This window comes from Burkholderia mayonis (assembly GCF_001523745.2).
GTDB lineage: Bacteria > Pseudomonadota > Gammaproteobacteria > Burkholderiales > Burkholderiaceae > Burkholderia > Burkholderia mayonis.
On the sequence record NZ_CP013387.1, the window covers coordinates 67481 to 81227 of the forward strand.

13 protein-coding genes and 1 pseudogene are annotated in these 13747 nt (G+C 60.6%); 10 read left to right on the forward strand and 4 right to left on the reverse strand.

Annotation, left to right across the window (positions count from 1 at the left end):
* The first annotated feature begins 64 nt into the window (after positions 1–64).
* From WS70_RS19030 to WS70_RS19075, 10 genes are all read left to right on the forward strand, one after another.
* Positions 65–613, forward strand: coding sequence for a FliH/SctL family protein (locus WS70_RS19030; protein ID WP_226382913.1), 549 nt, complete (start codon positions 65–67; stop codon positions 611–613).
* Positions 614–699: 86 nt separating this feature from the next.
* Positions 700–1620, forward strand: coding sequence for a FliM/FliN family flagellar motor switch protein (locus tag WS70_RS19035; RefSeq protein ID WP_226382914.1), 921 nt, complete (start codon positions 700–702; stop codon positions 1618–1620).
* Entirely contained in the window at positions 1617–2258 is a 642-nt protein-coding gene (gene sctR / locus WS70_RS19040) for a type III secretion system export apparatus subunit SctR (RefSeq protein WP_059470959.1), read from the forward strand. Before WS70_RS19035 ends, sctR begins: the two co-directional genes overlap by 4 nt.
* Positions 2258–2542, forward strand: coding sequence for a flagellar biosynthetic protein FliQ (locus tag WS70_RS19045; protein WP_015603580.1), 285 nt, complete (start codon positions 2258–2260; stop codon positions 2540–2542). Before sctR ends, WS70_RS19045 begins: the two co-directional genes overlap by 1 nt.
* Positions 2503–3330, forward strand: coding sequence for an EscT/YscT/HrcT family type III secretion system export apparatus protein (locus WS70_RS19050; RefSeq protein ID WP_257791903.1), 828 nt, complete (start codon positions 2503–2505; stop codon positions 3328–3330). Before WS70_RS19045 ends, WS70_RS19050 begins: the two co-directional genes overlap by 40 nt.
* Complete coding sequence (locus WS70_RS19055; RefSeq protein ID WP_059470960.1) at positions 3327–4079, forward strand: EscU/YscU/HrcU family type III secretion system export apparatus switch protein; 753 nt, start codon at positions 3327–3329, stop codon at positions 4077–4079. Before WS70_RS19050 ends, WS70_RS19055 begins: the two co-directional genes overlap by 4 nt.
* Before the next feature lie 33 nt (positions 4080–4112).
* The gene (locus WS70_RS19060) at positions 4113–6179 is read left to right on the forward strand and encodes a flagellar biosynthesis protein FlhA (protein WP_226382915.1); all 2067 of its coding nucleotides are present in this window, start codon (positions 4113–4115) and stop codon (positions 6177–6179) included.
* A complete protein-coding gene (locus tag WS70_RS19065; RefSeq protein ID WP_059470962.1) occupies positions 6176–7525 on the forward strand; it encodes a FliI/YscN family ATPase in 1350 nt (449 codons plus the stop codon). The genes WS70_RS19060 and WS70_RS19065 overlap by 4 nt, the downstream gene beginning before the upstream one ends.
* A gap of 28 nt (positions 7526–7553) precedes the next feature.
* Positions 7554–8012 (forward strand): hypothetical protein, encoded by a 459-nt coding sequence (locus WS70_RS19070; RefSeq protein WP_059470963.1) that lies wholly within the window; start codon positions 7554–7556, stop codon positions 8010–8012.
* A 159-nt stretch (positions 8013–8171) separates the two neighbouring features.
* Positions 8172–8471 (forward strand): hypothetical protein, encoded by a 300-nt coding sequence (locus WS70_RS19075; RefSeq protein ID WP_226382916.1) that lies wholly within the window; start codon positions 8172–8174, stop codon positions 8469–8471.
* A gap of 135 nt (positions 8472–8606) precedes the next feature.
* Here WS70_RS19075 and WS70_RS32465 read toward each other — a convergent pair.
* The 4 genes and pseudogenes from WS70_RS32465 to WS70_RS19095 form a co-directional block, all read right to left on the reverse strand.
* Positions 8607–8774: pseudogene (locus tag WS70_RS32465) on the reverse strand (IS5/IS1182 family transposase); the annotation flags it as partial.
* 83 nt (positions 8775–8857) lie between these two features.
* Positions 8858–10009: a ParB N-terminal domain-containing protein gene (locus tag WS70_RS19085; RefSeq protein ID WP_203236014.1), complete on the reverse strand. Its 1152-nt coding sequence runs from the start codon at positions 10007–10009 to the stop codon at positions 8858–8860.
* Positions 10010–10298: 289 nt separating this feature from the next.
* Positions 10299–12611, reverse strand: a complete 2313-nt coding sequence (locus WS70_RS19090) for an ATP-binding protein (protein ID WP_226382917.1) — start codon at positions 12609–12611, stop codon at positions 10299–10301.
* 69 nt (positions 12612–12680) lie between these two features.
* Positions 12681–13526, reverse strand: a complete 846-nt coding sequence (locus tag WS70_RS19095; RefSeq protein ID WP_418230163.1) for a response regulator transcription factor — start codon at positions 13524–13526, stop codon at positions 12681–12683.
* Positions 13527–13747 lie beyond the last annotated feature (221 nt).

A 13747-nucleotide genomic window follows, 5' to 3' on the forward strand; every position in this document is an offset into this window, starting at 1 on the left:
CGCTGTCGGCGAGAGCGATGTGTTTTCCGCGTCGCGAGTCGTCAAGGCGGAGGCGGTTGAGGCATTGTTCGAAGCGATCGACCTGCGTAAGCGTCTCGTTGCGGACCTCGAGCAGGCACGCGTCGATCGACTGGCCGCGATTGAAGACGCGCGTCGGGACGGTTACGCACAAGGCAAGCGAGAAGCCTTCCAGACCATGGCGGAGCGCTTGCAAAACGCACACGGTTTTTTCGATCGCGCGCACGCAACCTTCGAGGCGCAATTCGCGAGCTTTGTCCGGTTGGCAGTGACGCGACTCGTTGGCCAGCTATCGGATGGCGCGAGAGTGCAGGCGGTGATTCAGCATGCGCGCGCGGAATTTGAAGAGGCGCATGCGCTGAGCGTCGTCGTGCATCCCGACGACGCATCCGCGGCGCGCGACGCGATGGCGCGCTGGCCGTCGTCGGGACGATCGGTGCTCGTGGAAGACGCGTCGATCGGACGAGGCGATTGCCGACTCGAATCTCCGTTTGCCGTAGTCGAGTACGAATGGCGCGCGCTATTCGAGGGAATTGAACGAGCGGCGCTTGAAGCCTGGCGCGATACGGAGCCGCTCGAGAAGGAGAGAGGGTGAGTTTTACTGAACAAATCGCGACGAACGCGCACGTCGAATCGCCGCAGCCGTTCGATGGCGATTTCCGGCTTCGCTGCGCGGACGTCTTGTCGCGCGTCGAATGGCACACGCTGAATCAATTGATCGCGCTGTCGTGCCGACGCATCGGTTTCAGGCCGCTTGGCGATGCGAAAAGCAACGGAACGGAGCGTGCGACGTGCCTGGTGACGGATATCGGCGGAGTGAGGATCGCCATTTATTTCGCCGGATATCGGCGTGGACCGCATCGGCGCTGGTTTGCCTTCGACAGCCTGTCGCCGGCAATGCGCGCCGAGCTATGGTCATTGCGCAATGCAGGGTTGCTCGACGCGCTCGAACAGGTGTTTGCCGCACCGGTGTCGATACACGCCGTGGCCGACGAAGCGGTTCCCGCCGGCTTGATGCGGGTTTCATTGCGTCTGGCGTGGATCGAGATCGGCTGCTGGGCTGATGCGGCGACGGCGGCGCGTGCGCTCGTGCCGACGCGCGCGCACAGGCTGCCCGCGCTGCCCGCGCTGTCCGCGCTGCCCGTTGCTTGCACGCTGAGGCTGCGCGGAGTGCGTTTGGATCGCGCCGAATACCTGGCGCTCGGATTCGGCGACATCGTCGTGATCGGACGAGAGAGCACGGGGCCGCTGCGCGGCGAGTTGGTCGCAGATGGTTTGGGCTACCGATATCCGGTGGCTTGCGAGAAGGAAGGGACGGTGATGATCGAACAAGACGAAATGACGCTCGATACGCGCAGTGCGCGCGCGGATCTGGATGATCGGCACGTGGAACTGACGGTCGTACTGGCGACTTGCCGAATGACGCTGGGTGAGCTCGCGAATTTGAGAAGCGGGCAAGTGTTGCGGCTCGCGAAGGCCGCCGACGAGATGTCGGTTGATCTTTGCTATTGCGACTCGCGTTTCGCGCAAGGCCGTCTGGTCGAAATAGACGGGTTGCTGGGCGTGCGCATCGACGCGATGAGCGTGAGCGCTGCCGCATGACCCTCGATCAGCCGCTCGACCTGCTCGCGCTGGCCGTCGCGATGAGCATGCTGCCCGCAGCCTGCGTGCTCGTCACGTCGTTTACGAAGATCGCCGTCGTGTTCGCGCTCGTGAAGAACGCGATCGGCATTCAGCAGGTGCCGTCGACGCTCGTTACGAACGCTCTCGCGCTCATCGTAACCCTGTACGTGATGGCGCCCGTGCTGAGCGACGTGGCGGCGAACGCATCGAACGGGCCTGCACGCGGGCAAAGTCGGATCGAGTGGCTCTCGGGGGCCGTGAGCGGTCCGGTTGGCGGATTCATGAAAAAGCACGTCGATCCTCGCGAGCAGGAACGCTTGATCGCCAGCGCTGCGCAAATCTGGCCGGACGCCATGGCGAAGTCCGTGAAGCCGGACGATTTCTTCATCCTCGCGCCCGCATTCGCGATTTCGGAGCTGACCGCGGCGTTCAAGATCGGTTTCGTACTGTATCTGGCGTTCGTCGCCATCGACTTGATCGTCGCCAATATTCTCATGGCGATGGGAATGATTATGTTCTCGCCGACGATCGTGTCGATTCCGTTGAAGATCGTGCTGTTCGCCCTAGCGGACGGCTGGTCCCGGCTCATTCAGTCGCTGATCTTGACCTATCGCTAATGGATACGTTTTCGCTCGGGCACGCAGTCGAGCAGGTGATGGCGTCGGTCGTGATCGTCAGCGGGCCCGTGGTGCTCGCGGCCCTCGTGGTCGGCGTGCTCGTGGGCATCGCTCAGGCCGTGACTCAGGTCCAGGATCAGTCGATCGGATATGGCGTCAAGATTGCGGTCGTGCTGTTCATTCTCGCGCTCTTCGGCAAGTGGATGGCCGTCGAGATGCTCGCCGCGTTCGAGCGCGGCTTCGAATGGATTCCGCAAATCGGTTCGGGGAGCGCCGGCACGTGAACGGGCTGGACGATCTCGAGAAGGCGATCGCCGTGCTGGCGTTGATGCTGCCGCGCGGCTACGGATTGCTGCTCGCGATTCCGCCGTTGATGAAGGCGGGGCACGCGTGGACGATGCGCTTGCCGATCGCGCTCGCGCTCGCGTTGCCGTCGCTTCCGTTCGCCTATCACATGATGCCGAGCGCGCTGCCGGCCGGTCAGATCGCATTCGTGGCCGTCAGGGAGTTCGCGCTGGGCGTTCTGACCGGCATGTTTTTCCTGCCGCTCTTCTCAGTGCCGCGGGCGGTCGGAACGTTCGTCGATCAGCAAGCGGGCCTGATGTCGGTGCAATTGTTCGACCCGACCTCTACCGAACGATCCGCGACGGTTTTCGCCGACGTGTTCGAGCAAAGCGCGCTCTTCATGTTCGTCGCGTCCGGAGGATTCGGCGCGCTCGGTGAACTGTATGCAATGTCGCAACGCTTTTGGCCGGTGACGGAAATGAATGCGCCGCCGATCGCTGATGTGACCGACATCGCAAGGCAAGGCTTCAACGCGATGGTGGATACGGCGATTCGTCATGCAGGGCCGTTCGTTGCGACGTTGATTCTGGTCGAATACGGAATCGGCCTGATCGGGCGCGCCGCGCCGCAATTGAACATTCTGACGACGTCGGTCGCGATCAAGCTGGTTTTCGCGTTGGTCTTGATCGCGATCGTCGATCCGGGGTTTACCGATGCGTTCGTCGACGCGTTTCATGAAGCGCAGGCGTTCGCCGCGCAGTTTCTTCGTCGGGTGGAAGGGACATGAGCGAGAAGACCGAACAGCCGACCGAAAGCCGGCTGCGCCAGGAGAGGCGGGCGGGGCGGATCTCCAAGTCCCGCGATCTGACTCAGGCCGTCGCTGGCGCAGCGTGGCCGCTTGCGCTTGCGTTGTCGTTCGACTTCGTGTTCGGGGCGGCGGTGCGAGTGCTGCACGGCTTGTTCGAGCTGATCGGCGAAGAAAGGCTGCCCGATTCCGTGCGAATGGATTTCGCGATGAGCAGGGTGATCGTGCCGACCATCGCATTGAGCGTCGGTGTGGCTGCGGCGGGAGCGGCAATCTCGATCGCGCTCGAACTGATGCAGACGAAAGGCCTGCTGAGCATGAAGCCCGTGACGCCGAACTTCGGCAAGCTGAATCCGATCAATCAGCTCAAGAGCATTTTTTCTCTGCGCACGCTCGTCGAACTGGCGAAGAATCTCGTCAAGGTCGCGGCGGTCGGGGCGTGCACGCTCGTGGTGATTCGCGTCGCGCTGCCGGATCTGGCCGCCGTCGCAACTGTCGATTTACCGTCGACCCTGAATTTGACGACGAGCCTGCTGTTCAGGATCGCGACGGCGTCGATCGCCGTGCTCGTCGCGCTCGCGGTGATCGACGTGGGCTATCAGCGGTACGAATACATCAAGGGTTTGAAGATGACGAAGGACGAAGTGAAGCGGGACTACAAGCAGCAGGAGGGCGACCCGCTCGTCAAGGGAGAAAGGCGACGGCAACACGCCGAACTGGCCGATCGATGACACGGCATGGGCAAAACGACTGGAGCGAAGACGATGGCGGACGAACAATACGGACGGCGGCTGCAACGCGCGCTCGGGCGGCACGTGGACAGCATTCCGATCGTCTCGGTGTTAGGCGTGCTCTGCCTGATTATTTTTCCGCTGCCGATTCCGATCCTGGATGTCGCGCTTGCGCTGAACCTCACAGCATCGGTGCTGATCCTCGCATTGAGCGTGTACATTCCGCATGCGCTGCATCTATCGACATTTCCGACGCTGCTGCTCGTAGCGACACTGTTTCGCCTCGGATTGAACATTGCAACGACGCGTCAGATCCTGCTGAACGGCTACGCGGGCGACATCATCACGACGTTCGGTAAGCTGGTCGTCGGCGGGGACGTCGTCGTAGGCTGCGTGGTCTTCATCATCATCGCGATCATCCAGTTCGTCGTCGTTGCGAAAGGCGCGGATCGCGTCGCTGAAGTGGGCGCGCGCTTTTCGCTCGATGCGTTGCCCGGCAAGCAAATGGCGATCGACGCGGATTTGCGCGCGGGCATGATTAGCAAGGCCGATGCGTTGGAGCGCCGGCGGCAGCTCGAGCAGACGAGCCAGTTTTACGGCGCGATGGACGGCGCAAGCAAATTCGTCAAAGGGGATGCGATTGCCGGTTTGCTGATCGCAATCGTCAACGTGGTGGGCGGAATCGTGATCGGCACGGCGGTCAATGGTCATGCGCTTGCGGACACCGCCCGCCTGTATACGGTGTTGACGGTCGGCGACGGCCTGGTGTCGCAGATTCCATCGCTCCTGATTTCGTTTGCCTCAGGCATCCTGATTACGCGCGTCGCGTCGATCGACAGCGCGACCGCAGTCGGTGCGGATATCGGCACGCAGATCGCGAGCCAGCCGCGAGCGATTTTCGCGGCGGCGATCGTGGCGGCCGGCTTCGCGCTCGTTCCCGGCTTCCCGGCGATGGCGTTTCTTGGTCTGGCCGCTGCGCTTGCGCTGCTGGCTGCGTTGATTCCGCGGCTGAACGTCATGAGAGGCGGCAGTGCATCGGCTCGCCAGCATTGGGCGCGCCGGGACGGCGGCGCGAACGCGGTCGTCGACGGCGATCTCGGCGTATCGGTGCCGTTGCGTGTGCGACTCGGCCTCGATCTCTTCCATCGGCTGAGGCCGCTTGAACTCGATCGTCTGCTGCTTGCGCTGAGGGAGCGCTTCAGGGAAAGCGGCGTGCCTTATCCCGGACTGACACTTTCGGCCGATCCTGCGCTGCCGGCATACGGCTATGCCGTGGATGTCGACGAGGTTCCCATCGCGGCCGATCAACTGGAACTCGCATCGGATGACGTCGAGCGCGCGCGGCGGATGCCGCTTGACGTCCTGGCCGGACGGCATCGCGCGGACGACGAGAAGCCCGTTGCGCTCGAGGCGGCGCTCGTCGAGCGGATCGGCGAGGCGATTTGCTCGAGGCCGTGGCGTTTCCTCGGCATTCAGGAAGCGAGCTATCTGCAGGATGCGCTATCCCGGCATTATCCGCAGCTCGTCAACCTGCTCGCCGAGCGGATTCATCTATTCGTCTTTCGTGACGTGCTCGTCGAGCTGCTCAGATCCGGCATCGCGATTCGCAACACGCGCGCGATTGCAGAGGGGTTGACGAAGGGCTGTGCGCAACCAAACGACATCGATGGCCTCGTTTCGTCGGCGCGGCAAGCTTTGTCGAGTCAGATCTCGAATCAGTGGGGCGGTGCGGAGCACTGCATTCCGATCGTCGTGCTGGCCCCCGAATTGGAAGCGATATTGAGGCAGAAGTTGATCGTCACCGGGCAGGGAAAGTTTCTCGATCTGCAGGTCGACGAACAACATCTGTTTGTCCAACGGGTGGTCGACGGGATGAAGGAAGCCTGGTGCGAGCAGCGCGGCGCAGTACTCGTGACCGGTCAGGATCTGCGCCGCTCGGTCGAGATGTTGGTGGCTGGCGGAGGAGGACGCATGACGGTGCTTGCGGTCGAGGAGATTTCGGACGAAATCGAGTATCGGGTGCTGCATACGATTTGCGTCACCGAGCTCGAGCAGCCTGGAGCTTGCATGAGCGGCAGCGTCGAAGGATTCCGCGAATGAGCGACGCCGGATACGAATCGCTTGGCGCGTCGTTCGAGCGGCGCCTGAATCGTGCGCTGCGGGGCCGGCGATTCGGCAGGCTCGTCGAAGTGACGGGGGCGCAAGTCAAGGTCGCGGGCGTCGATCTGCGCGTCGGTCAGCTATGCGAGCTGTCGCGTTCCGGAAGTGATGAGCGCGTACTGGGCGAGGTCGTCGGACTGACGCGCGAAACCGCGCTCGTCACGCTGCTGGGCGACGTGGCGGGACTCGGTACTTCGACGCTCGTGCGACCGTGCGTGGACAGCCATCGCGTCTGCGTCGGCGCAGGTTTGCTCGGGCGCGTGCTGGACGGGTTGGGGCGGCCGCTCGACGGCGGTCCGGCACTCGATGGCATGGCCGCGCGTCCGAGTGCGGCGGCGCCTCCTCCGCCGTTGACCCGGCCCTTGATTCGGGCGATTCTGCAGACCGGCGTCCGGGCGATCGACGGATTTCTGACGATGGGGCGCGGGCAGCGCATTGGCATATTCGCCCCGGCGGGCACCGGGAAAAGCACGTTGCTCGGCATGATGGCGCGCAATATGGCTTCCGGGACCGTGTGTGTCGTTGCGCTGATCGGGGAACGGGGGCGCGAGGTGCGCGAGTTCCTGGACGAGATTCTCTCGGTGACGCAACGGCAAAGCACAGTCGTCGTCGCAGCGACGTCGGATCGACCGTCGATGGAGCGCATCAAGGCCGCATATACAGCAACGACGATTGCAGAATATTTTCGCGACGAAGGGTACGACGTGCTGCTGCTGTGCGATTCCGTGACGCGTTTCGCGCGCGCGATGCGCGAAACCGGGCTGGCGGCCGGGGAGCCCGCGGTCCGGCGCGGCTATCCGCCGTCCGTATTTGCCGCGCTGCCTGGCCTTGTCGAACGGGCGGGCCCGGCGAAAAACGGAAACATCACGGCGTTGTACACGGTGCTATTGGAAGACGCCGAGATAACAGACCCGATCGGAGAAGAGATTCGCTCGCTGCTGGACGGACATATCGTGCTGTCTCCCAAGCTGGCGAGTGCCGGACATTATCCGGCGATCGACATACGAAGCAGCATCAGCCGTGTGATGCCGCAGTTGGTCGACTTCACGACGGCAAGGGCGGCGGCCCGATGTCGCGAATGGATCGCGCGCTACGACGATGCCGAATTGCTGCTGCAAATCGGCGAATATCGCGACGGGGGCGATCCGGTATTGGATAGTGCGATTGCGGCGCATGGCGATCTGACCGGCTTTCTCAAGCAAGGCACGCGGGAATCCGTAGCGATCGAGGAAACCACGATGCGTTTGCGCGACATTGCACAGCAGTACGCGGGAGCGGGCGATTGAACCCGATCGACCATTCGAGGCGGCGCGCGTGAGCGAGAAATCGAAAGTGCTGCTTTCGATGAGCCGGGTGACCGGCATGCGAAGCGAGCGGACGAGGAATGAACTCGCGGGAACGCTACGCGCGCTTCGCGCGATCGACGACAAGATTGCCGCGTTGCGGCAGCGGTTCGGCAAGCTTGTCGCGATGCAGCGAAACTGGATGCGCGCCGTGCCCGAAAATGCGGGCAGGCTGGCCGGCACGTCCGACGAGATGCGCATGCCGCTGAAGTGGATCGAGCAGCAGATCTTCGAGACGTTGGACGCAGAGCGCGAGCTCGAGCGGGGAAAAGCGGCATTGATCGAGGCGCGCGATGCCCAGAAGCGTGCGATGCTCAAGCACGACGAATTGGGAAACGTTTACCGGATGAGGCGCGCCGCTCTCGGAAAATGGCGGGAGGCGGCAGCCGAAGAGGACCACGAACATGCCGTCGCACGGCGCGGCCGCTAAGGCGCGCTGCTGCGCGGCCCGAGCATCGCGCATGCCGAGTCGCCGGTCGGGCGATTCGCGAAATCGATCCCGTTTCGGGACCTTTGTACGTACAACTTTCTAGACTCAGTGAGGCGGATGATGGAAATTTTGTTTCGAAAGCATGGATGGCGCCCGGCGATGGGCGTACTGTCGTCGTGTCTGGCATTGACTGCGTGCACCGGCGTGTCCGAGGCCGTGCGTGGCGGCCTCTCTCCGGACGGCGCACAAGAGACGCGCGCGCAATGCCGAGCGGATGCCTTGCCGGACGACGCGCTGCAAGGGAAAACCGAAGCCGAAGCGGTAACGCTGCTGTCGGGTTGTACCTGGCGAATCGGGGAAAGGGACGGAAAGGCGCTGCCCGGAACGATGGACTATCAGGCGCAGCGGCGGACCTTGGGAATCGAGAAGGGCAAGGTCGTCTGGGTAAGGCGCGGTTGAATTCCATTCGACGGCGTCGCGTTGCTCGAGGCCCTGGGTTTGATCTTGCCTTCCGTCGCGGCGCCTGCCTGGGCGACGTCCCGTTTCTGCCGGAAGATCGCGCCGGCGATTATCCGTTAGCAATCCGCTCACCTTCTACGCCTTACGCAAAGTCTTGCGCGCCATCCACAGGTTGTCCGGCGCAAACAACGTGGTGATCTGGGCGACGTTCTTCATCAAGCTCCAGTAGCGCGTCTTCATATAGCAGAACTGGCGCTTCAGGACGCGAAACGGATGCCCGACCCTGGCACGGATGCTGCCTTCCGAGGATAGCTCACGGCATCATCAAATCCAGGGCTTTTGCAAACCTTCCTTAACAGCAACTGTGCGTATTTTTGAAACCGTCTCTAACGCACAATTTCGTATGGAACAGTCTTTAACCTCAGCACGCGTGCAGCGGCAAGCCGGTGATTGCCGTTAACGATTTCGAATTTGGTTTCCCCTTCCAAGGAAACAATTTTTACCTGAACTGGTTCAATGCGCACTCCTTTTTTTATTGCTTCGATTACGCTCCCGTAACGCTTCCCATCCAGCGATTCACGGCTCTGAGCAAATTTATCGATCGGTGCGTATTTCTGATCTGGATTTCCGGTTCTCCATGTATAAATTTCATGATAATTATAAGTCTCGGTGGGATACCAAGTCTCATTTGATTCGATGGAGATGTAAGCTTTATCATCCAGATCATAAATCAGATATGTCTTTTCGCCGGTTTTCGACGTATGAACTCGCACATCCAGAGAATATTCAAATGTCTCATTAATTTTCTGAACTAAATCATCGTTCAGATCGTCCTTCGATTGACGATTCCAAGTTTCTCGGGATAACGATTCCGGCTCTCGCTCGGCGGGTAGATGGGCTCCGCCAGTTGGCTCGGGCGCCACACCTGAATCCTGGATCACCGCGCCACTCTCTCCACCTGACAAGCCACCACCTTCATTGAGTTCGATCTGTGGCCTCACAGGGGACGGCCGCGCACTAATTTTAGTCGGGGCGCCGGATTTTGGTGGAATCAACGGTGTGTTCTCGAAGGAAATCGAAGACGATCGCGATGCAGCGAGGGACGGGCGTGGTGACGGGATGGTGGACGGACGCGGCGATGGACGGACCGGAATTGGCCTGACACTGGGGCCCCCTCCTATCGGCCCACCAGCAGCAAAAGTAAAAATCAGTTCTAATACAATGTCCCACGGCGATCTACGAGACTCCTGAGGATCGACTGGATAACCCGCCGCCATTCTTCGTTTTTGATAGTCTGAATAGCTTTCGTTAATATGCCGTATAGGTTCTTGCAGCGCCCGCGGCCTTCTGTTCGATCGTTCATTTTCGTATTTTGTCAGTCGATCGACAGTTGCGTCTGAATGGCCGGTGCGGAACACCTGTGAATTTGCGACCGGAATGACGTCGGCCGATATGGGTTCACCTGCGCCTCGAACATCCGTACTGTCATGAATCGGAAGTGTGAGCGACCCAAGAGGCTTGGAATTAACTGATGTCATTCTGCCCTCCATGCAATGGATGGTTCTCATCGAATTCTGGAAGCCATCCCGGTAGCGAAAATCGGCAGAGACACAATATGAGGTTTCTCGTGCGCAGCAAATAGGACTGGCACGAAAATCATCTATCGAAGACGGCGAATGGATGCTCGGAGACGAGGCGAATGGAACGAAGCATTTCTGTCGCCGCGCTCGAAGTGGGCGAACTCTGCGCAACGACGCGATGTGACAAGCCAGATCGAAAGTCGAACAACTCCAAGTCAACCTGCCGCGTCGCCAGCGCGTCGCGTGGCTACGGGAATAGCGGCAACCTGATGACGAATTCGGTGCCGCGTCCGAGTACGCTGGACACGTGAATCGTTCCGCCGTGGCGCTGAATCACTGCTCTGACGAACGGCAGACCCAGGCCGACGCCCCCATCGATATCGTGCTGACGCTCGGCCTGATAGAACGGCTCGAACAAATGCTGGAGCGTGTCATCCGACATGCCGATGCCCTGATCGTTGATGTGCAGCGCGACGTGACGATCGTTGGTTTCCTCGATCCGCACGCGAATTTCCGTTTGATGAGCTGAATATTTGATGGCGTTGTCCAGCAAGTTGACGATGGCGCGCACCAACATGTCCGGGTTTGCGCGGATCAGCAAAGTATCGGCGCTCACTTCGGGGCCATGCAGCTTAATGGCCTTTCGCTCTGCCGCAAACCAGACCTGATCGATTGCGTCGCGAACAATGTCCGCGGGAGCGATCGGCACAAACGTGTCTTTTTCCAGCCGCTCCGCACGCGCGAGCTGCATGAACTCCTTGGCGATCCGAAGCGAATAGTCAGCATACCGGCGCAAGTTCCGCAGGAATTCGTGATCGTGTTGCGTCGCATCGGCCACGGCGGTTTCGGCGCTGCGCCGCTCGATCAGCATGAGGATCGTCGTTAGCGGACTGCGCAGATCATGTGCGACGTGGCGCAGCATTTCTTTATCGTACGCGACGTAGTTTTTCGCGTCAGCAAGGTCGATGAGGCTGATGAGTTGCGACGCGGGCCAAGCGTTCGTTTGTCCGTGCTTGTCGGCTGCTTCGGCAAGCGGTTCGCAAAGCAGGACGTATTCCCGGCTCCGCCATACGATTTCGCGAGGTGTGCCCGGCGCAGCATGCAGCGCAGCGTCGATTTTTTGCTTGAGCATGTTGAGCGGAGCCGTTCGTTTTTTCAATGAGCAGTCAGCGGCGTCTGAAGCGTCGGGAAGCAACAGGTTGTTTGCCTTGTCGTTGCGCACCGCGAGCCGACCCTCGAGCTCGAGAAAAACCGGATAGGGCAGCCGATCGATCATGCTCACATAGGTGCGTTGCCATAAGCGGATTTCGTGGATCATGCTTTCTATGTGACGCAGTTCGCCATGTGCCGCGAGCGCCGGGATCGACGTCAGTTTGGTGACGTCGGACGATTGAATCGACGCGAGAACCGTATTGAGCTCGGACACTTCGCGACGCAGCAGCATGAGGGTACGGTGATGGCGCACTGACGCAAAAAAGCCGTAGATCAATATGCACACGACCGGCAGAAAGCCAATGGGCAGCCAGACATGAAACAACAGCAGCCCGAGAGCAATTGCGAATATCAGCGGAACCCAGGCGAGCGCGGCCAAGTGCATCGCACGCCCCGGCACGACAAAGCAGATGAGCGCGATGCCGATCGTAATGACGAATTGGATCGCCACCTCGGCCGGATAGGCTATTTTCCGCGTGAGACTGCCGGACGCCACCGCTTCCGTAATCAGTGCGTCGAGTTGCACGCGCGATATCGCTTCCGAATGCAGCGACGACGTTTGATAGGTACCCTCGCCTAGCCAGGCTTCGTGTCCGACGAATACGATCTTGCCGGCGAACGCGTCGCCGGGAATGCGCCCTTGCACGACGTCGAGATAGGAATATTGCCGCGTCGCTTCGACGGGCGGCATCACGATCGACACTGCCTGAACGCGTTCCGCATCGACCGACGGCGCATACGGTTCCAGGTAGTCCTCGAACGGGACGGGCGCTTCGATACGCGCGACGCGCAGCGCATCGAGTGCAATATGCGAGATGGTTCCGCTCGCAGTGCGAATGTACGGCACGAAGCCCGTCACGACGCCATAGTGGCCGATCGTAACGTCGCGCTGGCTGATCGCGGCAGCATGATCGGCCAGCGCGCGCGGCAGCGGCAGGACCGGATTGCCCGAGACGTCGGTGGCGTTGCTGGGCCGTACCAGAATGACCTGCGGATGATCTTGCATGCCTCGTTCGAGGCTGCCGTAATCCAAGCCGGGCGCAAGGGGCAAATCCAGCACGATGCTCCGGGCAAGACCCATTCGATCGAGCAATGCCTTCGAGTAGGCCGGCAAGTTGCGTGCGCCGAGCGCTGTGAGCGTGGGTTCGTCGATGTTGACGACGACGATGTCGCCGGTTGGTTTGTGTGCGACCATGCGCGCCATCAAGTCGAACAGAACGCGGTCGAGCGTGCCCGACACGACTCCGCCTGCGGGATACGAGCCCAGCAGCGCCAGCGCAAACATCGCGAACATGAATACGATCGGGCCGCTTCCGAGCGCCGCGAAGAAGTTCAGTAGCTTTCGCACGCGGCAATTCTTCGGAATAGCGACCGCCGCACACGCGGCGGCGGAGCAGAGAACAATCGTGCGGCCGCGCTAAGTGGTCCGTTTCTCATCGCTTCCCTGGCCGCGGATCTGTTCCAGCCGATAGCCATATCCGTAGATGGCGGTTATCACGACCCCGTGGCGTGCGCCGAGCCGGAGGAGCGTGCGTAATTTGCTGATATAGGTCGAGAGCATCGCTTCTTGACTGCGATTGCCTTTTGCCGATTCTTCCAGTTTGGCATCCGAATCGGTGCTCCAAATTTTCTGAATGAGCGCCTTCTTGGTGACGATCCGGCCTAGATTCGAAAACAGTAATTGAGCAAGCCTGAATTCCCGTTCGGGCAGATCGATCGATTGGCTGCATAGCGTGATGACTCGCGAGCCCCTCAATTCGTAGTCTCCGGCTTTGATGACCGGTTCGGCCGGAGCCGCGGGATAGTAGCGGCGCAATTGCGCGCCGACGCGGGCGATCAGGATATTTTCAGTGACGGGCTTGACCAGATAATCGTCCGCGCCGTGCTCGAGGCCGTAGACGACGTCGGCTTCTTCGTCATGCTGAGTGACGAGCACGATCGGCATTGCGTGCGCGATGCGTTCGCGAGTTCGTTGCAGGACGTCGATTCCGGACGCGCCCGGAACGTCCCAATCGAGGAGCAACATGTCGAATGGTTGTTGCTCGATGAGATCGAGAAAGCGATCGCCGTCGTCGCAGGCAGCCGTGTCGTAACCGGCTTTTTCCAGCCAGGCTGCGAGCGTCTTGGCTTGATTGACGTCGTCTTCGAGGATCGCAATGCGTTTTCTGAATTCCGTTTGCATGGACGAGCCCGTGATCGTAACTGGGGTTAGGTGATCTTTTGAAAGGTTATTGTTAGAAAATCGAACGGAAGCAAACTGCATGATAGTTGCATAAATGAATATTAATTCGCGACGACTTTTATGCAAGCTCGTCGGCGCTGATGAAATCGCCAATAAGCAAATCGGAAAAGATCACGCGGACGTTTTTTGACGTTCATGCCGTCTGAGGCGGCTATCGGAAGACGGCACGGCAGATCTTTCGATGCGCCTCGTTTCTTTTTATCTGGCCGGCTCTCGGAGACTCCGAATGAAAATGTCCGCAA

Excerpts from the sequence above, each read along its gene's own strand:
- WS70_RS19045 (WP_015603580.1), top strand. The coding sequence starts at position 2,258 with ATGGATACGTTTTCGCTCGGGCACGCAGTCGAGCAGGTGATGGCGTCG.
- WS70_RS19075 (WP_226382916.1), top strand. The coding sequence starts at position 8,172 with ATGGGCGTACTGTCGTCGTGTCTGGCATTGACTGCGTGCACCGGCGTG.
- sctR (WP_059470959.1), top strand. The coding sequence starts at position 1,617 with ATGACCCTCGATCAGCCGCTCGACCTGCTCGCGCTGGCCGTCGCGATG.
- WS70_RS19095 (WP_418230163.1), bottom strand. The coding sequence starts at position 13,526 with ATGCAGTTTGCTTCCGTTCGATTTTCTAACAATAACCTTTCAAAAGAT.
- WS70_RS19050 (WP_257791903.1), top strand. The coding sequence starts at position 2,503 with ATGGATTCCGCAAATCGGTTCGGGGAGCGCCGGCACGTGAACGGGCTG.
- WS70_RS19065 (WP_059470962.1), top strand. The coding sequence starts at position 6,176 with ATGAGCGACGCCGGATACGAATCGCTTGGCGCGTCGTTCGAGCGGCGC.
- WS70_RS19055 (WP_059470960.1), top strand. The coding sequence starts at position 3,327 with ATGAGCGAGAAGACCGAACAGCCGACCGAAAGCCGGCTGCGCCAGGAG.
- WS70_RS19085 (WP_203236014.1), bottom strand. The coding sequence starts at position 10,009 with ATGACATCAGTTAATTCCAAGCCTCTTGGGTCGCTCACACTTCCGATT.
- WS70_RS19060 (WP_226382915.1), top strand. The coding sequence starts at position 4,113 with ATGGCGGACGAACAATACGGACGGCGGCTGCAACGCGCGCTCGGGCGG.